This window comes from Vibrio sp. 1078-1 (assembly GCF_033340475.1).
Genome location: NZ_JAWOWM010000002.1, coordinates 441,906 through 465,968, shown reverse-complemented (window position 1 = coordinate 465,968; position 24,063 = coordinate 441,906). Strand labels below are relative to the sequence as shown.

Below are 24,063 nucleotides of genomic sequence, written 5' to 3'. Positions count from 1 at the left end.
AACGCCTCTTTAAACAGCTAGCTTGCCAACGCTGGTGTAGAGGTCTGGACGACGGTCGCGGAACAAGCCCCACGCATGACGCGCTTTCGCTATCGCAGCGAGATCGATTTCTGCGTAAATGATGGTTTCACCTTCACGTGGTGCTTCGGCAATTTTTGCACCAGTGTGGTCAGTGATAAAAGAAGAGCCGTAGAACGTGGTCTCGATACCATCATCGACCTCAGTACCAACTCGGTTTGACGCGATGACTGGAACGAGGTTTGCTGCCGAGTGACCTTGCATTGTACGTTGCCAGTGATCACGTGAATCCAGTGTCGGATCTTGAGGCTCAGAACCGATTGCAGTTGGGTAAAAAATCGCTTCCGCGCCGTGCAGAGCCAAGCTGCGTGCAAGCTCTGGAAACCATTGGTCCCAACAAATGCCAGCACCGAACTTACCGAACTTGGTTTGCCACACTTTGAAACCGGTATCGCCAGGGCTAAAATAGTACTTTTCGCTGTAGCCCGGGCCATCAGGAATGTGTGACTTGCGGTAGTTATCTAGTACCGTACCATCGGCATCAATCATCACTAGCGAGTTAAAAAACGTGTTGCCCGCTTTTTCAAAGTAACTGACTGGAATAACGACGCCGAGCTCTTTAGCCAACGCACTCATCTCTTTAATAAGACGACAATTCTCCGTTTCTTCTGCAAGCTCGAAATACTTTGCTTCCTGTTTTTTGCAGAAGTAAGGCGCAGCGAACAGCTCTTGCGGAAGAATCACGTTCGCACCGTTTTGTGCTGCTTCACGAATCGCCTTTTTTGCTTTGGCTAGGTTATCTTCCAGATCCCAGCTTTTCGTCAGTTGAAGGGCTGCAAATTTCACCACTTTGCTCATTGGATATTCCTTATCTCTTAAATCGCCAGTTTGTCACGTAGGTTGTAGTAAGCCGCGCCCATTGCCGTAAACGGAATTTGGAAGTGGCGGCCACCTGGGAAGGAGTAATGTTTCAGTGCAGCAAACGCATCGAAACGTTCAGCGTGTCCGGTCAATGCTTCTGCCAGCAACTTGCCTGCGAGGTGAGTACACGTTACACCGTGACCGCTGTAGCCTTGTAGGTAGTAAATGTTGTCTGCAAACGAGCCAAATTGCGGCATGCGTGAGTAAGTCAGCAAGAAGTTACCCGTCCAGGTATAATCAATCTTGATGCCTTTCAATTGTGGGAAGACTTTCTCCATCTTCGGACGAATCAATGCTTCAATGTTTTCTGGGTCACGTGCGCCGTAAACCACGCCACCTCCGAATAACAAACGCTTGTCGGCGGTTAAGCGGAAGTAGTCAAGCAAGTAGTTACAGTCTTCAACGCAGTAGTCACTGGTCAGCACTTGTTTTAGCTGCTCATCACTCAAAGGCTGAGTCGCCACCACTTGTGTGCCACACGGAATCGCTTTGTTGCTGATGTTTGGTGCCAACCCACCAAGATACGCGTTACCTGCCAAAACCACGTACTTGCTCTTCACGCTACCTTGCGCCGTTTTGACTACTGGGTTAATCCCTTTGTCAATCGACACGACCGCCGACTGTTCGAAGATTTGGCCACCCAGAGAAATAAACGCAGCGGCTTCACCTAACGCGAGTTTAAGCGGGTGAATGTGACCACCGCGCATATCCAACAAGCCACCAGTGTACACTTTGGTCCCTACCGCTTGTTCTACTTCTCCTGCGTCAAGCAGAGTCAGTTGGTCGTTGCCGTAACGCTCCCAGTTCTTCTTATGCTCTTCTAGCCCTTTGAGTTGTTTACTATTCAGTGCCGTGAACAAGCCGCCTTGCTTGTAATCACAGTTGATGTCGTATTTGTCGATCAGACCACGGATGATATCGCCGCCTTCAAAAATCATATCGCACAGAGCTTTGGCTTGGTTTTGGTCGTAACGGCTTTCAATCACGTCAACATCTCGGCTGTAGCTATTAACGATTTGGCCGCCGTTACGACCAGTTGCCCCAAAGCCCACTTTTGCGCTTTCTAGCACAACAACTTTAAAACCTTTTTCTGCAAGGTGTAGTGCAGAAGAAAGACCAGAAAATCCCGCACCGACTACACACACATCGCACTCGATGTCGTTTTGCAACTGTGGGTATTCCGGCATGTTTGGCACAGAGTGCGCGTAGAACGAATCCGTATGCTTGTTCATAGAACTATTCCTTTATTTATCGTAATCGTCAGCAGGCTTAAGGATGGAGGCGAATCCAAGTGGTTTTGGTTTCGGTGAATTTTTCAATCGCGTGGAGAGACTTGTCTCGACCGTTTCCACTCATTTTGAATCCACCAAATGGAACCGTCATGTCACCTTCGTTGTAGTTGTTAACCCAAACCGAGCCGGCTTGCAGTCGTTTTGCTACGCGATGAACGCGGTTGATATTGCTACTCCAGAGTGCCGCGCCTAAGCCGTACTTCGAATCGTTAGCGATCTCGATTGCTTGCGCTTCGTCTTTGAATGGAATGACACACAGCACCGGACCAAAAATTTCCTCTTGGGCGACACGCATCTTGTTGTCGACGTTGTCTAAAATGGTTGGGGAAACAAATGCGCCCTGCCCATCGACATCGCCGCCACAACGTACGTTTGCACCTTCTGATTCACCTAACGAGATGTATTCCAATACTTTTGATTTATGATCTTGGTCGATGAGCGCACCCATTGATGAACTTGGGTCCATTGGGTCTTTTGGCGTGAACGCTTTCGACGCTTGAATAACTTTTTCTATAAACTGCTCTTTGATGCTTTCGTGAACAAGCAGGCGGGTTGCCGCGACGCACACCTCACCTTGGTTGTAAAAACACCCTGCAGCGGTGTCTGCTGCTGCGCGGTCTAAATCATCACAATCTTCAAACACGATGTTCGCGTTCTTGCCGCCCGCTTCTGCAAACACACGCTTTAGGTTGCTCTCACCCGATCTGACCATCAGTTGACCTGCAATGCGCGTCGAGCCTGTGAAGGCGATGCAGTCTACGTCTTGGTGTTTCGCCAGCGCGTCGCCAGCTTCATGACCAAAACCCGTAATGACTTGGAAAACGCCTGTTGGTAAGCCCGCTTGAGAAGCAAGTTGACCTAGAAATATCGCGGTGAGAGAAGATTTTTCTGACGGTTTTAGAATCACGCTGTTACCAGCGGCTAAAGCAGGACCAAGCTTCCAGCACGCAAGCCAAAGGGGGAAGTTCCACGGTACAACCGCAGCAACCACACCAATTGGTTGATGAGAAATAAAAGCGTGTACATCTTTTTCGGTTGGGGCAACTTCGCCGTATACTTTGTCGATTGCTTCTGCGTACCAGCGTAATGCACTCGCCGCGCCAGGAATATCGGTAGAGAAGCTGTGAGAGATAGGCTTACCGGTATCAAGCGTTTCTAGCAGAGCCAATTCTTCTTGGTTTTGATCAATCAAGTCAGCAAACTGTTTAAGCACTGCTTTGCGATGAGCTGGGCTGCTCTCGCTCCACTGACCGGATTGAAATGCTTGGCGAGCGTATGAAACCGCGAGATCAACATCTTCATTTTGGCAACGGGCGATTTCGGTGAATATCTCATCTGTTGCTGGGTTAACTACCGGGATGGTTTGCCCTGTTAAAGCGGCACTGTATTCACCGTTAATGTACGCCCTGTTTTCGATGTTTAGATTGTTTTTTAGTTCAATCCATTGCTCTTGGGTTTTCATACGCTCTCCTTGTGATCACACAAGGCAAGCCCCCACTAAAATGTGGTTGGCGTATGCGCACTTATCATTCGACAAGCCTTGTCTGTGTGATTAGTAAATCGATGGGGCTTCGTCGTATCAATAATGTACGACTCGCCCGCTGTTATGACATGAGATTGCCCTTTATATTCCAGAGTGATTTCACCCTCTAATACGGTGCCAATCTCTTCGCCTTCGTGTTTGATTTCTGCCGCACCAGTGGTTCCATAAGGTGCGTATTCCTCGATCAAGAATCCGATGACTTGATCTTTGTCGCCATTCGTTACCAGTTTCATGGACACCGTCTCGCTCCCGATTTCCACAAGATCTGACGGCTTGATGACTACTTTCACTTCATCGTTCGAAGGTTGTTCAAAAGTGAAAAACTCTGATAACGATAAAGAAAATACATTAACGATTTTTTGTAGTGAGCTGACCGACGGGCTCACTTTGCCATTTTCAATGGATGAGATTGCACTGTGGGTAATACCAGCGCGCTCGGCTAGTTCCCTTTGTGACAATCCATGTTTTTTTCGTAACTGAACAATATTTTTACCAATCTCTTGATTGTCCATTCATACAGCTCCAAACGTTTAACGAGAGGTAGCCATCATAAATTCATTGAACAAAATTTGAGAGAAATGATTGGTTTTTGCTTCCCATTCTGGGTGCCACTGCACGCCAACGAAAAATTTTTGATTAGGAAGACTAAATGCTTCTACCAAGCCATCCGGGGCTTTAGCTTCTACTTGTAATAGAGGAGCAAGCTGATCGACGCCTTGGTTGTGTAGTGTGTTCACTTCAAAGAAGGTGGTATTTTCCCAATGATTTTGCACCAGCCATTGTTCAAATAAGCTCTGCTTTTGAACTAGTACAGCGTGTGCTGGCGCGTATTTTTGTTCGAAATCTTCAACAGGCGCTTCACGATGGTCATTGAAGCCGGAGTCATGAACGGCTGGGTTTAACGAGCCACCAAGTGCGACATTCATCTCTTGAAAGCCACGGCAAATACCAAGGCACGGAATGTTTTGGTCAACCGCATGACGAATTAACGTGAATGAGAGCTCATCACGAGCTTCATCTTTGTAGCTCTCTTCGTGCGTTGCATTGTATCGATGTGGCGCAACGTTAGAGTGGCTGCCAGGAAAAAGAAAACCATCACATATGTCTAGGATGGTGGTTACGTCATCGCCCGACATGTCGGGAGCCAACATAATCGGTAGCCCTCCAAAATCCTTTATGGCGCGAAGGTAAAAGTCGTTGACCGCTTGTATCTGATAGCCACCCAACTCTTTAGCGCAGCTAACCACACCAATGATGGGTTTGTGTGTATCTGCCATGATATGTCCATGTTCAATTTATTTAACACAAACCCTACAAACCATGTACAAAATTATCAACACAGATGACCATTATTATCGTCACAACGTGATCTGACGCACTTTTTAGGCTTCAAAACTGAATATTTATGCTCATTATATTGAACAAAACAAAACCAACTGTTACAAAATAGTTAACAGAAAGACATAAGAACCAGCCGTTAAACATCAAAAACACAGTGTAAGTGCATGTTTAAATTAAAAATAACCTAAAAAACAAACAACTCGCTCAGAGTACTGTAATTTATTTGTTAATTTGGTTATTTCTAATTTCTACTCGTCAGGCTATTTGGAGAAGAAAATGGAATCGTATCTACAGGAAGTACAAAATTTTAAACAAAAATGGCCCGATATTGAATTTATCGATCTCATCTTTACCGATATAAATGCCACCCCAAGAGGAAAACGCATCCCGATAGATGCTCTAGAAAAACTGAATAAAGGTGTTGCCCTCCCCCTTTCGACCATCACCCTAGATACCAAAGGTAACGTCGTTGAAACAGCAGGGTTGGGAGAAGATCTCGGAGAACCAGATAATCTCTGCTATCCAATCAGCGGCACCTTAATGCCGACGGCAAAAGAACAAGTTGGTCAGCTACTGCTTAGTATGATGGATGAAACCGGGCAGCACCCTAACCCACTGTTCATCCGAAACATTCTCGCTTCTATATTGCAAACACTGCATGCTAAAGACCAATATCCTTGCGTCGCGCTCGAGCTGGAGTTCTATTTAATAGACAAAACCCGCGGCGAAAATGGCGAACCATTAACGGCAATTAACCCCACGAAAAAAACTCGAGAAAAAGATACCGAGGTTTACGACCTTGATGGACTAGATGACTACGCTGATTTCTTGGCCGACCTTAATCGAATTGCATTAGAACAAGGTTTAAACACTTCCGGAGCCCTATCTGAATCGGCACCAGGGCAGTTCGAAATCAACTTCAACCATTCTAAAGATGTACTTCGAGCATGTGATGAAATCATCATCGCAAAACGCTTGATTCGCCAGGTCGCTCATCAGCACGGATTTGACGCCACATTTATGGCGAAACCTTTTAGTGAGCAAGCGGGTAATGGCATGCACATTCACCTCAGCTTGGTTGATACAGATGGTAACAACCACTTTAGCCAACCAGACGGTCAAGCGAGCGCCTTCTTCTATCAAACCATGGCAGCGATGCTGTCACAAACATCCGATGCCATGGCCCTAATCTGTCCTAACGTTAACTCTTACCGTCGCTTTGTTCCTGGCGCTTACGTCCCAACCAAAGCCGATTGGGGAGAAAACCACCGCGGTGTTGCGTTGCGTGTGCCTATCAGCGATAGCAAAAATCGCCGTATAGAGCATCGTATAGCAGGCGCTGACGTTAACCCATACATTCTCGCTGCAGTAGTACTTTCCGCAGTATTAGCGAGTGAAAGCTACACCAAAGATCAATGTCCACCGACTCTCAGTGATGATGCAATTGAGTTACCTCTGCGTATGTCAGAAGCTCTAGAGCGACTGGAGCACAGTGAGCTGGCTCAATACATCTCAAGAGACTTTATCGATTTGTATCTAGCTTGCAAACAGAGTGAACTCGCAGAATTTGAGCGAGCGATTACTCCATTGGAAATCGACTGGATGTTGCACTCGGCATAAACAAAGGAAATGAACTTTATGACTACGCAGACCAAGGCGCTGGATGCGCCTCTTAAAATCAACTCTCAACACATTATTGTTTCTTTAATCTCGGTTGCGACGTTTGTCTTTTTTACCACAATCGGTTTGAACCATGAGGAAGGCGAAGCCTACGGATGGATGAGTCTTTTACCAACGGCGTTGGTATTGGTCTTTGCGCTGACAACACACCGAACTGTGGAAGCCCTCTTTAGCGGCGCTATTGCCGGTGTTCTTCTGCTTAACCCAACTGAAGCGGTAGAACAGATTGTTGATATTTCCATGAGTGTGATGATGGATGAAACTATTGCCTGGATCATCCTAGTTTGTGGTTTGATGGGCGGCCTAATTGCTATTTTGGAGAAAGGCGGCAGTATCTTAAGCTTCTCCGACATGCTAGTCACGAAAGTAAAAAGCCGTAAGCAATCGATGCTGATGACCTTTGCTTTAGGTATTCTGATCTTTATCGACGATTATTTGAATGCGATTGCAATTTCTTCCTCAATGAAAAAAGTTACGGACGGCTACCAAATCTCGCGTGAAAAACTCTCATATCTTGTGGATTCAACCGCCGCACCTATCTGTATCCTCGTACCAATTTCCACTTGGGCAATTTTCTTCAGTTCTTTGCTAGAAGCAAACGGAGTAGCAGAAGCGGGAGATGGTATCAAAGCATACATTGAAGCTATTCCATACATGGCTTACGGCTGGGTAACGCTGGTGATTGTTTTGCTGGTTGCAATGGAAAAGATCCCAGATCTAGGCGCGATGAAAAAGGCAGAGAAGCGTGCGAAGAATGGTCAAGTTCGTCCAGACGGTGCAACAGATGTCGACTTTGGTCCCGATGTCTCTGCACATACCAACCCAACCATGGGCCTTGTCAACTTCTTGTTACCAATGATCGTACTTGTTGCCGCAAGTTGGTATTTTGGTATCGATCTACTTGCTGGTGTTTTCGTCGCGTTAATCTTTACTATTAGCTTTTACGGCGCACAAAAACTGATCTCGATGAACGACATGTTCGAAGCTGTTTATGATGGCATTAAGGTTATGCTACTGCCGCTTGCGACCGTTATTGGTGGTTTCATGTTGAAATCGGTCAACGACTCATTGGGCGTCACGCAGTATGTCATTGAGACCGTCAGCCCTTACCTGTCAGCGTCTTACTTCCCTGCGATTATCTTTATGATTACGGGCGCGTTGGTATTTGCAACGGCATCGTCTTGGGGAACGTTTGCAGTAGCGATGCCAATTGTTCTACCTTTGGGCGAACAGCTTGGTGTGCCTCTACACTTAACCGTTGCAGCGCTGCTTTCAGCATCAGCGGCAGGGAGCCACTCTTGTTTCTTTAGTGACTCAACCGTGTTATCTGCACAAGGTTCAGGCTGTACAGCAATGCAACACGCAACCACACAGTTTCCTTATGCGTTGATTGGTATTGTTGCAACCGCGATTTTCTTCTTCATCATCGGTTAGCCCCTTTATCTAATTGCAAAGCCCTGCTCAAAAATAGCGGGGTTTTGTTCTATCAAGTCAAATGATCCTCTTAAAACGACTTTACGTCCGTTCAGTATAAAAACACTCAAAGATATACATCTGCACTCAATAAGGGTTTGGTAAACCTAATATTTTTGGTTTACGCTTAGCGAAGCGTTTATTGTGCAGCAAGGCAGCTTTTGAGTAACTTAAATGCCGCCTTAATACAGTGTTAACGGTTGGAGAGACATGAAAAAGTTAGCCCATGAGATATGGATATTTGACGGAGATCCCGTCCAATTCTTAGGACTCCCATACACCACTCGTATGACTATTGTTAGGCTTTCTGATGGTGGCCTTTGGGTTCATAGTCCAATTAAGTTATCAAATTCGATTAGAGAGCAAATCAACAATCTAGGCCAAGTGAAATACTTAATCGCTCCTAATCATTTACACCACTTGTTCTTATCTGAATGGGTATTTGCCTATCCTAGCGCAGAAGTTTATGGCACAGATGAAGTCATTAAGAAGTGCCGTGATATACACTTTCACGCTTCACTTAACCAAGGCGGTAATGCTTGGAACTCTGAGGTTGAACAAGAACTATTTTCTGGCTCTCCATTAATGGAAGAGTGTGTGTTTTATCATCGACTTTCAAAGACCTTAATTGTTACTGACCTCGTCGAGAATTTTTCTGGCCAGGACTTTAACTACTGGCAGCGGTTTGTGGCTAAAGGGGCCGGTATTCTTGCTCCGAATGGAAAAATGCCTTTGGATTGGCGCCTAAGTTTTATGTTTAGCAAACAAGAGGCTCGAAAACACTTAAATAAATTGCTGTCTTGGAAACCTAATATATTGGTTATGGCTCACGGTGAAATCGTCCTTGATAATGCAGACGAGTTCTTACAGCGCTCTTTTAAGTGGCTAGTATGAGACAACATTGAAAACTCACACAACAGAATAGACAAGAAGCTATTTTAAAACATTAGGCCCTTTTAGCTTAGTCTTAGGGACGAATTTACAGCACTACACGTTATGTTTAACGATAAGCTCCCCTATTCCTCTTAATTGAGCATTATGCAGCAATTTAAAATTCCGTTAGAATTGCACTTCAAAAACTTCAATGCGAAGAATTCTGGACATTGATACGGACATAAGTTCAAGAGTTAACATAACGCAATAGCAATCTCTTACTAATTATTTTGCATCGAGACATTGGCATACTCCCGAAACAAACCCTTCTACTCTAAAGGTTTTGTTAATAACAGTTGCCATGCTTGTTAGTTATTCTCGTTGAACTCAGTATCTTGAAGTTGTTTGAATATATAAATTTAAAAAAAAGAGACATAAGATGCACAAAAAACTCATCATTCTAAGCTTGCCTATTCTATTAGCTGCATGTGCGGCACCAAAGTATACGGTAGAAACAATCTCGAAAGAAAATCAGAGCAAGGAAATCACCATCGTAAAAGACAACGCCACGCGAGATGTTTTCTTAGATTCGATGCAAGACTGGTGTTTGGATACCGCCCATAAATGCACAGTCGTAAGCGACGGCACGCCTCCTGTTAGCTCTGAGCTAACACTTACTTACGTATCACGCTGGAGCTGGGATTTTAGAACATTTATCGCTGATGCTCAGATCAAAGCCTACAAAAATAACGAAAAAGTAGGACAAGTTGAATTTAAAGCACCAAACAGCGCGAATCCAGATAAATGGGGTAAAGACAACAAACGAATCATTTCGATGATGGATCTGTTATTCGGTAAACAAACCGTGAGTGAGGCTCAATCCAAGATTAAGCTGGGCGAAATGTAATGAGCCGAACAATTGCCCATTTAACAAGCATCATATATTTGTAGAGAAAGATAGGAATGTTTAAGTGACTGAAGTCAAAACCATTGGGCTTTTCTTTATAACCGCCATTGCAGAAATATTAGGCTGCTACTTACCTTATCTCTGGTTAAAGGAAGATAAGTCAGTTTGGCTTTTGGTACCAGCAGCGCTATGCCTTGCTATGTTTGCTTGGCTTCTATCTTTACATCCTACCGCAACTGGCAGAGTTTATGCCGCTTACGGTGGTGTCTATATTTTTGTCGCAATTCTATGGTTGTGGTGTATCGACGGCGTTCGACCAACGCTCTGGGACATAGTGGGGGTTTCTGTCGCTATGCTTGGCATGTCAATCATCATGTTTTCACCCAGAGCATCCTAAACGTAACCGAGGGAAACCCTTACGCTTAGTATTTTGGCTATGTGCTAGATTTATTGATTAATAACATTATGACGTAATTGCTACATAGCCAAAGTACGCTTGGGCTTCACCCCAAAACAGCGCTATTTATAGGAGATACTAATGAACCATGCAGTGAAGGCAAGATTTGATGAGTATCCAAAACATGTGCGTATTCGGATAGAAGAGCTACGAAATATCGTCTTAACTATCGCTTCTGAATTAAAACTGGGGGAAGTTGAAGAATCTCTAAAATGGGGAGAGCCAAGCTACAGTGTGAAAACAGGTAGCCCGGTAAGGATGGATTGGAAACAGAAAACGCCTAGTCGTTATTATCTGTTCTTTAATTGCCAAACTAAGCTCGTCGACACATTCCGCGAACTGTATAGTGACTCACTTGAGTTTCAGGGTAATCGAGCAATAATTCTATCTTTATCAGCACCTTTGCCAGAAGCTTCAATCAAGACCTGTTTAGAATTAGCATTAACCTATCAAAAGCGAAAGAACTTACCTCTTTTAGGTATGTAAGATCGCTTAATAAAACTATTTACGGCCGATTAACCATATTCAACTACTCTACCTTTGTATCCTTTTTAATGCTTCCGCAGTAAAGTTTTAGATTAAGTGGTCACGTTAATAGCGCCGTAACCAAACTAGTAATATCGAAATAAAGAAGAGTTTATGAAATCAAAAATCTTGTTCTTACTTATGCTTGGAGCTCATTTCAATGCTTTTTCAGCGACGAACTATCAAGTCAATGTGGTAGTAACAGAGCCTCAATCAACATTCATTTTTCCGACTTTTGAAATATCCTCTAAAGGAAAAAGCAAAACCAGTTTTGTCGACGGCTGCACGTACTTAGGGACCCTTTCAGAACCGAGCAAAAATAGTATACAGCTTGAAGCTACCATGTCATGCAACCAAGATGGCTCTACGTCAAGGATGGAAATGCCGGTATTTGTGCTCAACTCCGAGGGTCAAAGCGCGAGTTATGATCTTGTAGAAAACGGGATCGTGATGTGGAAATATTCTGTAGAAGTTAAGCCGTCACTTAAAAAGTGATATATCAGAAATACTAAAGTAACAATCAGCACGATTAACCGCCGTTTAAGTGTAATAGGTATATTCTTTACGACTTAATGACGTTACTTGTTGCCGCAAGTCTCCAACTCATGTACAAAGCAGCCCTAATTTTAATAGGAGCTAAGTGGCATGAATTTAATTGTACGTCAGGTAACTTTAGGTGATGCTGAAGGCATTACAAACGTCCTCAACCCCATCATTATTGAAGGTTTATACACTGTATTAGATACGCCTTTCACACCTGAAGAAGAAAAAGAGTTCATTACTCATTTCCCAGAACGGGGCGTGTTTACAGTCGCTTTATCCGAAAATAGCTCACAAGTCATAGGTTTCCAAAATATCGAGCCATTTGCACAATATACAAAAGCTTTTGACCATGTTGGCATAATTGGTACGTTTGTTAGTGACGGTGCTCGTGGCCAAGGTGTGTCTAAACAGCTTTTCAAATCGACATTCGAAGTAGCCAAACAAAAGGGTTACGAAAAACTATTTGCGTACGTTCGCGGCGATAATGAGCGAGCGTTATCAGCCTATCTCAAACAAGGCTTCGAAATCGTAGGGACCGCGAAGAAGCATGCAAAAGTTCGTGGGAAATACGTAGACGAAGTCCTCATTGAGAAGTTTTTGTAGGTGTTAAGTCGCTAAACACTAAGCACGCATATAAGAACATTTGAACCAAGACTCAATTTCCGTCGTAGAAATCTCTTTTCTAAAATAGGTTATTTGAAATGAAACTGACCTCGGAAACTGAGTCAAGAATAATAGAAATGGCATGGGAAGACCGCACCCCATTTGAGGCTATCGAATTTCAATTTGGTTTGAATGAATCCGACGTGATTCAGTTTATGCGTAGCCGGCTCAAATCAAGTAGCTTTAAATTGTGGCGTAAAAGGGTTTCGGGGCGCAATACAAAACACAACAAGCTACGAAACTCAGACATCATTAGAGGTTATTGCCCAACTCAATATAAGCCGCGATAGCGAACTGCACTTGGCATAAATTTTTATTACGAATCGCAACATTTATCGCCCTACCTTTGAACCAACTTCATGATTGGAGGGGAATAGTCACCACTTAATTCAACCTAGTGTTTCAGGGCGATAATAAATTCAATGGGAGTCATCTTAACGTCCTCAGTCGCCATCAAACTAATGATTCCACAGAAAAGATTGATACAAAACGCCCACTAAAAGTAACTCAGATTAAGGCGTCATTTAATCCGTGTATCAATCTCTTTTACCTTCTGTTTAGGCACTAGAATCACTAACCTTCTATTTTATCTTTGAAGGCACAGATAAAAAGCTGCATGATTAAAAAGGAAAAATAGCGGATAACGGTTTAACAAGCACTCGGAGCTTGGAGGCAATTTTGAACAAATTACTTATGATGTTTGCGTTGGTTTCTTTACCTTGCTTGGCTTCTGATGATGTTGAAGATCCCTGCAAAGTAAAAGGCGGGGGCGTTATGGCTGGTTATCAGTGTGTAGAAAAGAAGATGGAATCTGCAGATAAAGAGCTTAACGAAAGTTACAAGGAAGCAATCGCTAGAATAGGTGAGGAAGAAAAAGCACTAAGGAAAACATGGTCTCAGACCGAACTGGTAGAGCCATTTCGAAAGGCCCAAAGAGCTTGGCTAAAATACAGAGACGCCGAATGTGAATTTACGGGCCTGTCTTCCACACCCTCACCCTGGCAAGGTGTCCAGATTGAAGAGTGTAAGTTAAGAATGACGTTAGAACGCGTCGAGTACTTCAATGGAGTATACGTAGGCTAAACGGATTACATCTAACAAAGCACTTCAATAAGATTCGCAACTCTTGGCAATTTCAGTTTAAATGTACTCGGTGTTTAAGATGCAAACGTTCAGGTTGAGTGGTCGCTCCGCTTACTACTTAACCCTGCGTTGTGCGTAAAGCTAATATGGGTGTGAAATAATTATGGAAAAAGACGATTTAGTTGGGCTAGTAGTTAAGTATTTCGAGAAAATAGATGCCGGTGATCCTAGCTATCTGGATCTATTCTCAGAGGATGTTGATTTTTTCTTTCCTAAATTTGGGCAAGCGAAAGGAAAGAGTGCCTTAGTGGAGTTTGGCAATAGGATTGGTAGCTCGTTGATTAGTATCTGGCACGACATAGACGGCTTTCAAATAACGACTGCTGGAAACAAGGTCATTGTTGAAGGACAGGAAGGCGGCGTAATGAGTGATGGTACCTCTTGGCCGGACAACAAAGTTTCCACAGGGCGTTTTTGTAGTGTATTTGAGTTTGAAGGAAAAATGATAAGTCGTATGTTTGTGTACGTAGACCCTGACTTCCCGAGTCGAGATTTTGAGAGAATTTCCGTGCTGTCAGGCGAGAGCAACGTGCGACAAACTGTTCAAGCCTGAATACTACCGCTACCGCATAGCATCTTTGTTATGCGGTAGTATTCGTAGTTAAGGTGTGTTAAGGGCTTTGATATCGCTTTACTCACACCTTATCAGTGCGTTAGCTATATTCCCTTACTGATAGAAATGCTACTTTCTTCAATCGTCCTGTATTATGATAATGAAAAAGATTGCACTAATTTTAAAATTAAAATGAACCAAAAATTTTTTCTAAAACTACTCCCTGTCCCTTTTCTTCTAACCGGTTGCCAGTCTACGCAAAGCCAGCTTCAGCCTATACCTGAAAACGTATTATCAAACCTATCGACTCAATGGGCAGTGGTAGAGGCCTGTTTTCACTCCGATGCTTATAGCTTAGAGCAATCCGTAAACTATCGAGAGGCCATTAACTATTCTTTTTCTACTTGGCTAGTCGATCAGTCCGATATCGATCAGTCTGTAAATGAAGCTCGTGTAGCGTTATCAGAATATCAGTCTCAGAATGATGGTTTAGGAACAACATGTAAGGATTGGCACCTACCCTTAGAATCTGGATTGCGAGAAGTTAACAATCACAAGAATCAAGTGGCGATAAACCAGCAGCGAGCACATGAAATACATAAAGCAAACGCTTCTAAACCTGTGACGTATTCAACACCAGCATCTACTTCGACTAGTAATGTTGTTCACTGTTACAAATTGGAAGACGTTAGCTTGAATAAGAACATTCAAACCTTTAATGGAATGATATGCCCTATAGGCTGGCTTAAATATTATGGCTATTAATGTATTTGATTAATACAGCACTTAAGAATGAACTCTAAGTTTAATTTTTAGTTCAAGATTGGGTTTCTTGTTTACAATGTTATGTTTCCAGTTGGATTACCGTATTCGAATAGATTGACGAAGTTAATCAATATATGTGTATTGATGCTTACTTTTTATCGAGTTATCTTTGTTTGATAGCCATTAAAACGAGTAAGGAAACAAAGTGACTGTGTTAACAAAAGGCATACACCACGTAGGTTTAACCGTATCTAACCTAGAAGCAAGCGCGAAGTTTTTCACTGAACAATTAGGTTGGAGTGAAGTAAAAAGAAACCCAGACTACCCGGCAATATTTGTGAGTGATGGGCATATCATGCTTACACTATGGGCGGCTAAGGCTGATGCCGCCACTCCATTTGACAGAAAAACGAATATTGGTTTGCATCACTTAGCTTTACTCGTAGAGACTGAGAAGCAACTCGATGAGTTGCGTGATCAATTTATGGCGTCGGGAATCGAAATTGAGTTTGGTCCCGAGCTTGTTAAGACAGGACCCGCAAAACATTTAATGTGTTACGACCCAAGTGGTATTAGGGTTGAGTTTTTCTGGGCGGGCTCGTAAAACAAACATAACAAAGTTTTATAATAGGGATTTGGCACACATGGCATTGTTAGTTTGCACCGCGTTTGGTGTTTAAGGTGCTTAGCAGAAGCTTGTGTATCGAATACCCCCTCCTACTACACATTTTGCGACTTACGAGTAAGTCCAAAAGGATAAATGTTATGTATAAAATCGGCGTTGTTTTATTTGATGATTTCACGGATATCGATTTCTTTCTTATGTATGACTTGCTGGGGCGCACAACCGACAGTTGGACAGTAAGTATACTTGGAACTAAATCTGAACATCATTCCCACCTCGGTATGAAAGTTAAAACAGACGGACACCTTTCTGAGGTGACGAATCAAGATGTCGTTCTTATTACAAGCGGCAAACGGGGTATTCCAGCCGCTTTAAAAGATGCTGAATTTATGTCAGCGTTGAATCTTGATCCAAATAGGCAGCTAATAGGTTCGATTTGTGCGGGATCATTCATCCTCCATGAACTAGGTTTACTAAAAGGCAAGCGATTAACAACAAACCCAGATGCAAAGGATGTTCTACAAAGTATGGGAGGAGATGTTCAGGATCTGCCTCTCGTGATAGACGGTAATGTAGCGACGGCTGGTGGCTGTCTTTCACTGATGTATCTAATTGGTTGGTTAACAGAGCGGCTATTTGACTCAAACAAACGAAAAGCTATACAAAATCAATTGATACCTGCTGGGCAATTAGATCTATTTGAAGAGCTTATTACCACAACTATTCAATCAGCAGAGTTAGCAAGCTCGGATAACAAGGCGTTAAATAATCATTCATAACATGTGGTGTTTTACATTACGTTAGTTTTAGTGTTTAGGGTAAGTCACACATCAGTCTTGTGTGACTTACCCTTGAACATAACGCCACTTGGGGAAATTAACTTACAGGGAGTAAATCAATTGGTAAAAATGTACGGTTCTGAAGAGACAAGAGCGTTTTGCTGTAATTGTAAAGAAGTAACGCTACATCGGTACGAAAGCTTCTCTAAAGCGCAGGAAAAGACCGAGAAAAAAGCTAAAGGTTTCTTCTCTGGTCTATTTGCAGCAATAATTAGCTCATTAATGGAAGGCGAAGCGACTGGTGACTACAAATGTACAATATGCGGCACCAATCTTCACACGCCAGATAATTTAGATTAGTAGTCAGTGTCTCTAAAGCCACAGCAAGTGGCACGCAACATAATTTATAGACGGCTCTAGTGGGTTTGAAGTGTATGCACCTTATGCATTGCATTTAGGGTTTTGAGGTTGTGTTGCGGATCAGGTAGTGCGCTTTTATCTTTAACAAGGGGCTAACGCAGAGCAAAAACAAGGGACAAGAAAAGAAGTAGTTTTACTTGAATATCAATGAATTACAGACACAAAAAAGCCCACCAAAAGGTGGGCTTTTTTAAAATTTGGTGGGTCCGGGCGAACTCGAATCGCCGACCCCTACCATGTCAAGGTAGTACTCTAACCAACTGAGCTACGGACCCAAATTTTTATGTTCCTAACCATTCAATTCAGAATGGTGCGTCCGAGTGGACTCGAACCACCGACCCCCGCCATGTCAAGGCGATACTCTAACCAGCTGAGCTACGGACGCATTTCTCTGGAACGACGAGGATATTAGCTATAAGCGAACGACGGTGCAAGCACAAATTTACCAACTTTGAACCGTTTGGCGAAAATGTAAACTCAACACGCGTTTTCAGATGATTTTATCGACAAGGACTGAGCCTGCAGGGTTTAAAAGTGTGATCTATATAACTTTTATTATCTCACTTAATTGTCGTAAGGCACTTCACTGAGCATCCAAATCTGTAAGATTTGCGATACCTTAGGGCAAGTGCCGAACAAAATCTGATATTTAGGTTTAAATGGTTCGCCGATATAGGTTGTACGGATCAACTCTCCTGTTTTGACGTCTACTTGAGTGCTCACCCTGCCTTTGAAGTTTTGAAATATGACAAACTGCTCACTGTGGTAAACCATTTGCTCTCGGTAAAACAAGAAATGATCTTGGGGTGTCTCTGTCAATTCACACTCCAGTGGTTTCAAATTAGGTATCGCACTAACATTCGATGTGATGAACAACGCCGATAAAATCCATCCGTATCGCATATGGCTGCCCTATTCTGCCCTCTTTTTCAAAGTATAGGCCCTGCCTTGATGACTGATACAAAAAAGGCTTTGATCATCTCTAATCAAAGCCCCTTGTTTCTGCTGGTTAATTGTCGTGTTTAGTCGTCCGCCTCAAACACAACGTTATAATTTTCGGTGTATGTACAATTCGGCTGACGGCTACAAGTAAAGAAACGTCTCCCTTTGAACTCACCTTGGCTTGCGGTTTTAATGATCATCGGACTGCCGCATTTTTTACAAAAACGCACTTCTTTATCGGGCTCAATCAAATCAATGTGTGCCGCAAGCAAACGACGTAATCGCCCAACTTGATAACTGTGCTTTATCGAGGCGCCAATTAAAGGCAGGTTGGCCGTCTTACAAACATGAATCAATAACTTTTGTCTTTCTATCTTACCCTTGTTTAGCTCCTGCCCATTATCCAATTCAACGATAACGCGCGGCTCTAGTGTCCTTGGGTCACAAATAACGTAATCAAAATAGCTTCGAGATATACGATTGTTCGCGACAAAAAACTGCTTCTTATTTTTGATTTCTTTTGGCGTAACCAAACTGGACATGTTTACTTTCGCGAATACTACGGCATGCTCCCCTACCGCCGCTCTTAACGCATTATAGAACGCACCCTCTTGACCTCTGAGCAGAGGGCCTTTCGAGCGATAAGGATAATCACGCGTGTCATCGTGCTTAATCACGTACTTTTGAATAACAAAGAAGAATAAAACCAGAAGAACAACAATGATAAAAATGTTGGTCATAAATAAAGTGCATCCAAAACAACTCGTTGCTCAAAGCGTAAATGGAAATGTTATGCAGAGCAACAAAACCTCGCAATTTTGAGGCGCCACGACGATAGCGAGAAACAGAAAATTTTGCTCACCAATAAAAACGAGCCAATCACACACTTGGATTGGCTCGTTTAAATTTTGTTAATACATTATGTATGCTAAGAATCAACTATTAGCGTCTGGCTGATTCTCTGGCATCGCATCAATAAAAGCTGGCAGTTGATTGCATGACTGCACAACAGCGTTAATGGTTGGATAAAGAGAAGTATCTACACCAAAGCGTTGTGCGTTATAAAATTGTGGTACCAGACAAATATCGACAATAGATGGCGAGCTTGTCAGGCTAAACTTGCAATCACCATTTAGTTTACGATGCTTCTGAAGTTTCTCTTCTAATGCTGTAAAACCTTTGTGGATCCAGTGATGAATCCAAGCGACTTTGCGCTCTGGTTCGCAAGCTAGCTCCCCCTCTAAATACTGTAGAACTCTTAAGTTATTCAGGGGATGAATCTCCATTGCAATATCCTGAGCCAAAGCTAGCGCTTGGTATCGAAGCGGCGTTTGCTCGGGGATCACAGTGACATCCGGGTAGTGTTCTTCTAAGTATTGAATGATCGCCAGTGACTGGGTTAACTGAACCTCCCCATCCACCAGCAAAGGAACCAGTTCAGAAGCGTTTAACTCATGGTACTCGTCACTGTGTTGTTCGCCACCATTGCGCACCAAGTGTACCGATTTTGAATCATACGATAACTCTTTAAGATTCAAGCAAATACGCACACGATACGCCGCCGATGATCGCCAGTATCCGTATAAAATCATGCTATCGCTCATATCGTCTCCCAACCAGCATTGTTAGTGCTTGAGATATTGGCTAACTTGTTGGTCAATCGAGCCGAATATGTTGTTGCCATCCGCATCGAACATTTCCAATCTAATTGAATCTCCAAACGACATGAAGTTAGTCGACGGCTTACCATCACGAATGGTTTCAATCATGCGAACTTCCGCGATACATGAATAGCCAACGCCACCTTCTTCAATAGAAGTGCCATGTTCCGTTCCCTGCTTGTTGGATACCGTACCTGAGCCTATAATCGCCCCAGCAGATAGCGGGCGCGTTTTAGTCGCGTGAACAATTAAGTCTGCGAAATCAAACGTCATATCGATACCTGCATTCGGGCGACCAAACGGCTTGTGGTTGTAGGTCGAGACCAATGGTAAATGCACTTTGTTTTCGTACCACGCATCGCCTAGTTCGTCTGGTGTTACTGCCACAGGAGAAAACGCAGAAGAAGGTTTAGATTGGAAAAAACCAAACCCTTTAGCTAATTCTGCGGGAATTAGCCCACGCAGTGAGACATCATTCACCAGCATGATCAAACGAATCGACTCCTGAGCCTCTGCAACACTCGCGCCCATTGGTACGTCACCTGTTACCACAGCCACTTCACCTTCGAAATCAATACCCCATTCATCACTCGCAAACTCGATGTTGTCACAAGGACCAATAAAGGCATCAGAGCCTCCTTGGTACATCAACGGATCCGTCCAAAAACTCTCTGGCATTTCAGCGCCGCGAGCTTTTCGAACCAACTCAACGTGGTTTACGTAAGCACTGCCATCAGCCCACTGATAAGCGCGAGGAAGCGGCGACTCGCAGTAGTGCGCTTCAAACTCTTCATACCCTGCAACCGTGCCATTGTTCAGTGCAACGTATAGCTCTTCCAGTTGCGGTGCTAGCGTATCCCAGTTATCAAGTGCCACCTGCATCGTCGGTGCTAAGTTCATGGGGTGGAAAATTTCTGTCGCTGGTACGCAGCGCGTTAAGTCTTTGCTCACGACCATCAACAAACCGTCACGAGTGCCATTTTTCTTGGTTGCTAATTTCATCCTTGCCTCTTACTTCTCTTGCCAGCTATAGACGTATTCTTTGTTTTCTACTTTTTCCAGCTCATCCGAAAACTGAAGTGCGTGACGCGTATCAATCATGACCGCAACTTCGTCGGTGAAAGTCTTCTTATGCTCTCGCCCTGCTTTGAATGCTTTCGGGTGAGGACCATGCGTAAATCCTGCTGGATGGAATGTCACCATGCCTGCTTCAATGTTGTCACGGCTGAAAAAATCACCTGCATGGTAGAACAAGACTTCGTCATAATCGTCATTGTTGTGGTAGAACGGTACTTTGAGCGCTCCAGGATCACTTTCAATTGGACGAGGAACGAAGGTACACACCACAAATCCTGCTCCTACAAATGTAGTATGTGCAGAAGGCGGTAAATGGTAACGATGTGACATAAGTGGACGAATATCACGCCAGTTCACTTTTACTACCGCCAAATCACCATGCCACCCAATCGCATCCAGCGGGTTGAATGGGTAAGTGATAACACTGACTTTATCGTAGCGTTTCACCTGAACCTGTGTTTGATTCTCAGAATATTGAGCACGGAACTGATCGTTGATCGACGGCGTTTCTAAAACCGCCGGATCAAACACCGCGTGGTTTCCAACCATGCCTTTTTCGGGCAATGTATAAGCCGCATCGGTGTTTTCAATCATCAGAATGAACATCGGCTCGCTTGGTTCTAAACGCCAGCTCGTTGAGCGCGGGATCATGACATAATCCCCTTCGCTCACTTTCAAATGACCATAATCACAGTAGAGATCTGCCGTACCTTGGTGGATGAATAGCAGTTCGTCGCCATCTGCATTTCTCACCAAGAAGTCCATTTTTTCATCCATACGCCAAACACGAACTTTACAATTCGCGTTGTGTAATAGATGCGGGACTGCCCAAGGGGTAATATGGCTGGCTTTTTCGACTAGATTAAAATCAAACGCTCGTGGACGTAGCTCGCCCTCCCACTCAGACCACCCCGTTGGGGCATGTTGATGATGAAAATGTGTTGCGGGGCCGAAGAAGCCACTTCGACCTGCCTCACGTTCATAAATTGCCTCTTCCGGGAAGTCAGCATGTGCTTGTTTAGAGCACACTCCCTCCCGATGAGGGAATGTGATCCATTTATGCATCGCTCAATACTCCTCGGCGAATTTGGTCTTCTTCTATCGATTCAAACAACGCTTTGAAGTTACCCTCGCCAAAGCCTTCATTGCCTTTACGTTGGATGATTTCGAAGAACACAGGGCCGATAACGGTTTGAGTAAAGATTTGTAGCAAGATGCCATCTTTCGTTGGCGCACCATCAATAAGAATCTGCAAATCACGAAGCTTGCTTACATCTTCGCCGTGGCCTTCAACACGCTGATCGACTTTCTCGTAATAAGTATCTGGTGTTGGCATAAAGTCCATGCCTCGCTCACGCAAGGTTTTGACCGTTTCGTAGATGTCGTCAGTGGTCAATGCGATGTGTTGAATACCTTCGCCATTGTATTCACGGATAAACTCTTCAATCTGTGATTTATCATCTGACGACTCATTGATAGGAATTCGGATTTTGCCGCAAGGTGCGGTCATCGCACGGCTGACAAGACCAGTCAGCTTACCTTCGATATCGAAATAACGAATTTCGCGGAAGTTACCAATGCGCTCATAGAAACCTGACCAGACATCCATGTTGCCTTGCTTAACGTTGTGCGTTAAGTGGTCGATTTCGTAAAGACCAACATTCGCTTTTGATAAACGCTCATCAGCATCATCATAAAAACGAAAATCGACATCATAAATGCTCTGCTTTCCATAACGATCGACAAAATAAAGCAAGCTTTCACCGATGCCATAAATAGCAGGAATGCTAAGCTCCATCGGCCCAATTTCCGTTTTATATTCTTTACCGCCATTCTCTAACGCATGCACCAGAGCAACGGTGGCGTCTTTCACACGAAATGCCATGCCACAAACCGACGGACCGTGAACTTTGGCGAATCCCTCAGCTTGGCTATGCGGCTGCGCATTCACAATAAAGCTAATGTCACCTTGTCGATATAACCACGCTTCTTTTGAGCGATGCTTTGCAATCTCCGCAAAACCTAACGATATAAACAGATCTTTAAGCTGTTGAATGCCTTTGTTGTCAGCAGCGGTATATTCAACAAACTCAAATCCGTCTGTTCCTAGTGGGTTATATGCATCAACCATGACTTTCTCCTTGTCTCAGTAGCTTTTGTTTGGACTTATTTTTCTAACTTGGCGCAGGTCTTGAGAAATTGGAATACGTGGGGAGAAATCTTTATCTTGGCGATTTTTACGCATAATTGTAAAATATATGTTACACACAGAGAGCACGTCGAACCCACTTTCGTAAACATCAAACAAACTGCTTATTTTCAATATATTAGATTGATATTTTCGGCTTTACGCCACCACATAAAATGTAAACAAGTTGTTACTTTGGCATTTTATCTTGGCAACGTAGCTCAAAAAGCAAAAGGGGATGGAAAGTCTATTGCACCCTATCTCTATCCGATTTATTCATTTGATCCTGCAAAACATCAAAAGTAATATTTCGTGACGCTTCATACAGTTCGAAAGGCTCATCGGTCAGAATCGTGTCATGGATACCCCTTTATTGATTCACCTCAGTTTTATTCAAAAGTAACTGTGCCATAAGTGGTGCTCTGTTCCCTATCGAGCCGAGCCACAAGGCTTCACGCTCGATCAGAAAAAGAGACATCTAATGACACACATCAATCAAGAACGCTTAGTTGAACACTTTTGCCAACTAGTACGTATCGACAGCGAATCAAAAAACGAAAAACAAATTGCAGAAACACTGGCAGAACAGCTAGGCGAGCTAGGCTTTACCGTACGCAAACTTCCAGTACCTGAGCACATTTCTAACGGTTTTAACGTGTACGCCCGTTTAGACGGCAAAAAAGACGGCTCTATTCTAATGAGCTGTCATATGGATACGGTCACTCCAGGTATTGGCATTGAGCCACTCATCGAAGACGGCGTTATCCGTTCAAAAGGCAATACGATTCTTGGTGGCGATGATAAATCTGGTATTGCTGCCATCATGGAAGCCGTTCGTTGTATTCAAGCGGAAAACCGTGAGCACAAAACGTTAGAACTTGCTTTCACCGTGTATGAAGAAGGCGGTTTATTCGGTTCACAATACTTCGATATGTCACACGTCACTTCAACGGAAGCAATCGTGTTAGATACGGGTGGCCCTATTGGCACCATTGTGACCGCAGCCCCAGGCCAGCAAAAGATCATGGCAAAAATCAAAGGTCGACCAGCACACGCAGGGCTTGCGCCAGAAGAAGGCATCAGTGCGATCATGGTGGCGGCAGATGCCATCAACCAAATGAAGCTGCTTCGAATCGACGAAGAAACGACAGCCAACATCGGTATGGTTAACGGCGGTCAGGCCACAAACATTGTTATGCCCGAATTAAAAATCGTGGCAGAAGCACGCTCCCTGAATGGCGATAAACTAGATGCTCAGGTCAATCATATGATCTCAACATTAGAGTCTGTCTGTAAAAAACACGGTGCAGAAGTCGAAATTGAATCTAGCCGAGCCTACGACGCTTTTGTTATTGAAGAAAACCACCCACACGTAAACGCTATAAAAGCAGCGTTTTCAGAGTTGGGCATTGACGCCTTCACAAAAGGCACTGGCGGCGGTAGCGATGCCAACAACTTTAACAAGAAAGGTCTCACAACGGTCAACCTTTCAACTGGCATGGCAAAAGTACACACGACAGAAGAGTTTATCGCGGTAAGTGATATGGTCAAAATCACTGAGTTCGTGAAACATTTCCTAGTCAGTTAACGTCGTGCCTTTTGAAGAGCAGACTGACTATCTTCCCCTTCTAGCCTGTGCTTGAAGGGGATTTTAATTTGTATCGAAGCAAAATT

Annotated in this window: 27 protein-coding genes and 2 tRNA genes; 16 read left to right on the top strand and 13 right to left on the bottom strand. The window is 43.8% G+C overall.

Annotated features, from left to right (window positions below):
* Positions 1-9: 9 nt before the first annotated feature.
* The 5 genes from aguB to R7190_RS06025 are packed head-to-tail and all read right to left on the bottom strand — an operon-like array spanning position 10 to position 5,051.
* Positions 10-876 (bottom strand): N-carbamoylputrescine amidase, encoded by an 867-nt coding sequence (gene aguB / locus R7190_RS06045; protein ID WP_033905196.1) that lies wholly within the window; start codon positions 874-876, stop codon positions 10-12.
* A gap of 17 nt (positions 877-893) precedes the next feature.
* The gene (locus tag R7190_RS06040; protein ID WP_054574096.1) at positions 894-2,171 is read right to left on the bottom strand and encodes an NAD(P)/FAD-dependent oxidoreductase; all 1,278 of its coding nucleotides are present in this window, start codon (positions 2,169-2,171) and stop codon (positions 894-896) included.
* 37 nt (positions 2,172-2,208) lie between these two features.
* Positions 2,209-3,693: an aldehyde dehydrogenase gene (locus R7190_RS06035; protein WP_186584306.1), complete on the bottom strand. Its 1,485-nt coding sequence runs from the start codon at positions 3,691-3,693 to the stop codon at positions 2,209-2,211.
* A gap of 35 nt (positions 3,694-3,728) precedes the next feature.
* Positions 3,729-4,286, bottom strand: coding sequence for an HTH-type transcriptional regulator PuuR (puuR, locus tag R7190_RS06030; RefSeq protein WP_005377813.1), 558 nt, complete (start codon positions 4,284-4,286; stop codon positions 3,729-3,731).
* 18 nt (positions 4,287-4,304) lie between these two features.
* On the bottom strand, positions 4,305-5,051 hold the full coding sequence (locus R7190_RS06025) for a gamma-glutamyl-gamma-aminobutyrate hydrolase family protein (RefSeq protein ID WP_005377814.1): 747 nt from the start codon (positions 5,049-5,051) through the stop codon (positions 4,305-4,307).
* Positions 5,052-5,391: 340 nt separating this feature from the next.
* Here R7190_RS06025 and R7190_RS06020 point away from each other — a divergent pair, with 340 nt between their 5' ends.
* The 15 genes from R7190_RS06020 (at position 5,392) to R7190_RS05950 (ending at position 16,461) form a co-directional block, all read left to right on the top strand.
* Positions 5,392-6,735 carry a glutamine synthetase family protein gene (locus tag R7190_RS06020; RefSeq protein WP_017820915.1) on the top strand — a complete coding sequence of 448 codons (1,344 nt, stop codon included), beginning with the start codon at positions 5,392-5,394 and terminating at the stop codon, positions 6,733-6,735.
* Positions 6,736-6,753: 18 nt separating this feature from the next.
* Entirely contained in the window at positions 6,754-8,229 is a 1,476-nt protein-coding gene (locus tag R7190_RS06015; RefSeq protein WP_005377816.1) for a Na+/H+ antiporter NhaC family protein, read from the top strand.
* A 249-nt stretch (positions 8,230-8,478) separates the two neighbouring features.
* Positions 8,479-9,162, top strand: a complete 684-nt coding sequence (locus R7190_RS06010; RefSeq protein WP_186584308.1) for a DUF4336 domain-containing protein — start codon at positions 8,479-8,481, stop codon at positions 9,160-9,162.
* A 418-nt stretch (positions 9,163-9,580) separates the two neighbouring features.
* Complete coding sequence (locus tag R7190_RS06005) at positions 9,581-10,048, top strand: Sbal_3080 family lipoprotein (RefSeq protein ID WP_005385757.1); 468 nt, start codon at positions 9,581-9,583, stop codon at positions 10,046-10,048.
* Between the two features lie 64 nt (positions 10,049-10,112).
* A complete protein-coding gene (locus tag R7190_RS06000) occupies positions 10,113-10,445 on the top strand; it encodes a YnfA family protein (RefSeq protein ID WP_005377819.1) in 333 nt (110 codons plus the stop codon).
* A 141-nt stretch (positions 10,446-10,586) separates the two neighbouring features.
* Positions 10,587-10,991, top strand: a complete 405-nt coding sequence (locus R7190_RS05995; RefSeq protein ID WP_017633973.1) for a DUF1801 domain-containing protein — start codon at positions 10,587-10,589, stop codon at positions 10,989-10,991.
* Positions 10,992-11,144: 153 nt separating this feature from the next.
* A complete protein-coding gene (locus tag R7190_RS05990) occupies positions 11,145-11,525 on the top strand; it encodes a hypothetical protein (protein WP_138939935.1) in 381 nt (126 codons plus the stop codon).
* Positions 11,526-11,675: 150 nt separating this feature from the next.
* Positions 11,676-12,176 carry a GNAT family N-acetyltransferase gene (locus R7190_RS05985; RefSeq protein ID WP_053306918.1) on the top strand — a complete coding sequence of 167 codons (501 nt, stop codon included), beginning with the start codon at positions 11,676-11,678 and terminating at the stop codon, positions 12,174-12,176.
* Between the two features lie 98 nt (positions 12,177-12,274).
* Positions 12,275-12,526: a TIGR03643 family protein gene (locus R7190_RS05980; RefSeq protein ID WP_005377824.1), complete on the top strand. Its 252-nt coding sequence runs from the start codon at positions 12,275-12,277 to the stop codon at positions 12,524-12,526.
* Between the two features lie 403 nt (positions 12,527-12,929).
* On the top strand, positions 12,930-13,319 hold the full coding sequence (locus R7190_RS05975) for a lysozyme inhibitor LprI family protein (protein ID WP_065274430.1): 390 nt from the start codon (positions 12,930-12,932) through the stop codon (positions 13,317-13,319).
* A 163-nt stretch (positions 13,320-13,482) separates the two neighbouring features.
* On the top strand, positions 13,483-13,932 hold the full coding sequence (locus R7190_RS05970) for a nuclear transport factor 2 family protein (protein ID WP_005377826.1): 450 nt from the start codon (positions 13,483-13,485) through the stop codon (positions 13,930-13,932).
* A gap of 126 nt (positions 13,933-14,058) precedes the next feature.
* Positions 14,059-14,697: a hypothetical protein gene (locus R7190_RS05965; protein ID WP_054865570.1), complete on the top strand. Its 639-nt coding sequence runs from the start codon at positions 14,059-14,061 to the stop codon at positions 14,695-14,697.
* A 205-nt stretch (positions 14,698-14,902) separates the two neighbouring features.
* Positions 14,903-15,301 carry a VOC family protein gene (locus R7190_RS05960; RefSeq protein ID WP_017820909.1) on the top strand — a complete coding sequence of 133 codons (399 nt, stop codon included), beginning with the start codon at positions 14,903-14,905 and terminating at the stop codon, positions 15,299-15,301.
* Between the two features lie 161 nt (positions 15,302-15,462).
* Entirely contained in the window at positions 15,463-16,101 is a 639-nt protein-coding gene (locus R7190_RS05955) for a DJ-1/PfpI family protein (RefSeq protein WP_025766741.1), read from the top strand.
* A gap of 129 nt (positions 16,102-16,230) precedes the next feature.
* Positions 16,231-16,461, top strand: a complete 231-nt coding sequence (locus R7190_RS05950) for a hypothetical protein (protein ID WP_017820907.1) — start codon at positions 16,231-16,233, stop codon at positions 16,459-16,461.
* 258 nt (positions 16,462-16,719) lie between these two features.
* On the opposite strand, the gene R7190_RS05945 is transcribed toward R7190_RS05950, so the two are convergent.
* The 8 genes from R7190_RS05945 to hppD all read right to left on the bottom strand — a co-directional run bounded on the left by R7190_RS05945 (position 16,720) and on the right by hppD (position 22,332).
* Positions 16,720-16,796, bottom strand: a tRNA-Val gene (locus R7190_RS05945).
* Positions 16,797-16,829: 33 nt separating this feature from the next.
* Positions 16,830-16,906: transfer RNA gene (locus R7190_RS05940), tRNA-Val, on the bottom strand.
* Positions 16,907-17,085: 179 nt separating this feature from the next.
* On the bottom strand, positions 17,086-17,424 hold the full coding sequence (locus R7190_RS05935; protein ID WP_025766742.1) for a hypothetical protein: 339 nt from the start codon (positions 17,422-17,424) through the stop codon (positions 17,086-17,088).
* Between the two features lie 119 nt (positions 17,425-17,543).
* Positions 17,544-18,203 carry a DUF2726 domain-containing protein gene (locus R7190_RS05930; protein WP_005377831.1) on the bottom strand — a complete coding sequence of 220 codons (660 nt, stop codon included), beginning with the start codon at positions 18,201-18,203 and terminating at the stop codon, positions 17,544-17,546.
* 195 nt (positions 18,204-18,398) lie between these two features.
* The gene (gene maiA / locus R7190_RS05925) at positions 18,399-19,067 is read right to left on the bottom strand and encodes a maleylacetoacetate isomerase (RefSeq protein WP_005377832.1); all 669 of its coding nucleotides are present in this window, start codon (positions 19,065-19,067) and stop codon (positions 18,399-18,401) included.
* A 21-nt stretch (positions 19,068-19,088) separates the two neighbouring features.
* Complete coding sequence (locus tag R7190_RS05920; RefSeq protein ID WP_025766743.1) at positions 19,089-20,126, bottom strand: fumarylacetoacetate hydrolase family protein; 1,038 nt, start codon at positions 20,124-20,126, stop codon at positions 19,089-19,091.
* A 9-nt stretch (positions 20,127-20,135) separates the two neighbouring features.
* Entirely contained in the window at positions 20,136-21,266 is a 1,131-nt protein-coding gene (locus R7190_RS05915) for a homogentisate 1,2-dioxygenase (protein WP_186584309.1), read from the bottom strand.
* Entirely contained in the window at positions 21,259-22,332 is a 1,074-nt protein-coding gene (gene hppD, locus R7190_RS05910; protein ID WP_186584310.1) for a 4-hydroxyphenylpyruvate dioxygenase, read from the bottom strand. Before hppD ends, R7190_RS05915 begins: the two co-directional genes overlap by 8 nt.
* A 538-nt stretch (positions 22,333-22,870) precedes the next feature.
* Between hppD and R7190_RS05905 the strand changes: the two genes are divergently transcribed.
* A complete protein-coding gene (locus R7190_RS05905) occupies positions 22,871-23,977 on the top strand; it encodes a M20/M25/M40 family metallo-hydrolase (RefSeq protein WP_025766746.1) in 1,107 nt (368 codons plus the stop codon).
* Positions 23,978-24,063: the final 86 nt, after the last annotated feature.

Coding starts and splice junctions, on each gene's coding strand:
- R7190_RS05975 (WP_065274430.1), top strand. CDS start 12,930: ATGATGTTTGCGTTGGTTTCTTTACCTTGCTTGGCTTCTGATGATGTT.
- R7190_RS05995 (WP_017633973.1), top strand. CDS start 10,587: ATGAACCATGCAGTGAAGGCAAGATTTGATGAGTATCCAAAACATGTG.
- hppD (WP_186584310.1), bottom strand. CDS start 22,332: ATGGTTGATGCATATAACCCACTAGGAACAGACGGATTTGAGTTTGTT.
- R7190_RS05950 (WP_017820907.1), top strand. CDS start 16,231: ATGTACGGTTCTGAAGAGACAAGAGCGTTTTGCTGTAATTGTAAAGAA.
- R7190_RS05935 (WP_025766742.1), bottom strand. CDS start 17,424: ATGCGATACGGATGGATTTTATCGGCGTTGTTCATCACATCGAATGTT.
- R7190_RS06020 (WP_017820915.1), top strand. CDS start 5,392: ATGGAATCGTATCTACAGGAAGTACAAAATTTTAAACAAAAATGGCCC.
- R7190_RS06010 (WP_186584308.1), top strand. CDS start 8,479: ATGAAAAAGTTAGCCCATGAGATATGGATATTTGACGGAGATCCCGTC.
- maiA (WP_005377832.1), bottom strand. CDS start 19,067: ATGAGCGATAGCATGATTTTATACGGATACTGGCGATCATCGGCGGCG.
- R7190_RS05930 (WP_005377831.1), bottom strand. CDS start 18,203: ATGACCAACATTTTTATCATTGTTGTTCTTCTGGTTTTATTCTTCTTT.
- aguB (WP_033905196.1), bottom strand. CDS start 876: ATGAGCAAAGTGGTGAAATTTGCAGCCCTTCAACTGACGAAAAGCTGG.
- R7190_RS06005 (WP_005385757.1), top strand. CDS start 9,581: ATGCACAAAAAACTCATCATTCTAAGCTTGCCTATTCTATTAGCTGCA.
- puuR (WP_005377813.1), bottom strand. CDS start 4,286: ATGGACAATCAAGAGATTGGTAAAAATATTGTTCAGTTACGAAAAAAA.
- R7190_RS05915 (WP_186584309.1), bottom strand. CDS start 21,266: ATGCATAAATGGATCACATTCCCTCATCGGGAGGGAGTGTGCTCTAAA.
- R7190_RS06035 (WP_186584306.1), bottom strand. CDS start 3,693: ATGAAAACCCAAGAGCAATGGATTGAACTAAAAAACAATCTAAACATC.
- R7190_RS05955 (WP_025766741.1), top strand. CDS start 15,463: ATGTATAAAATCGGCGTTGTTTTATTTGATGATTTCACGGATATCGAT.
- R7190_RS05920 (WP_025766743.1), bottom strand. CDS start 20,126: ATGAAATTAGCAACCAAGAAAAATGGCACTCGTGACGGTTTGTTGATG.
- R7190_RS05985 (WP_053306918.1), top strand. CDS start 11,676: ATGAATTTAATTGTACGTCAGGTAACTTTAGGTGATGCTGAAGGCATT.
- R7190_RS06040 (WP_054574096.1), bottom strand. CDS start 2,171: ATGAACAAGCATACGGATTCGTTCTACGCGCACTCTGTGCCAAACATG.
- R7190_RS05970 (WP_005377826.1), top strand. CDS start 13,483: ATGGAAAAAGACGATTTAGTTGGGCTAGTAGTTAAGTATTTCGAGAAA.
- R7190_RS06015 (WP_005377816.1), top strand. CDS start 6,754: ATGACTACGCAGACCAAGGCGCTGGATGCGCCTCTTAAAATCAACTCT.
- R7190_RS05980 (WP_005377824.1), top strand. CDS start 12,275: ATGAAACTGACCTCGGAAACTGAGTCAAGAATAATAGAAATGGCATGG.
- R7190_RS05965 (WP_054865570.1), top strand. CDS start 14,059: ATGCTACTTTCTTCAATCGTCCTGTATTATGATAATGAAAAAGATTGC.
- R7190_RS05905 (WP_025766746.1), top strand. CDS start 22,871: ATGACACACATCAATCAAGAACGCTTAGTTGAACACTTTTGCCAACTA.
- R7190_RS05990 (WP_138939935.1), top strand. CDS start 11,145: ATGAAATCAAAAATCTTGTTCTTACTTATGCTTGGAGCTCATTTCAAT.
- R7190_RS06025 (WP_005377814.1), bottom strand. CDS start 5,051: ATGGCAGATACACACAAACCCATCATTGGTGTGGTTAGCTGCGCTAAA.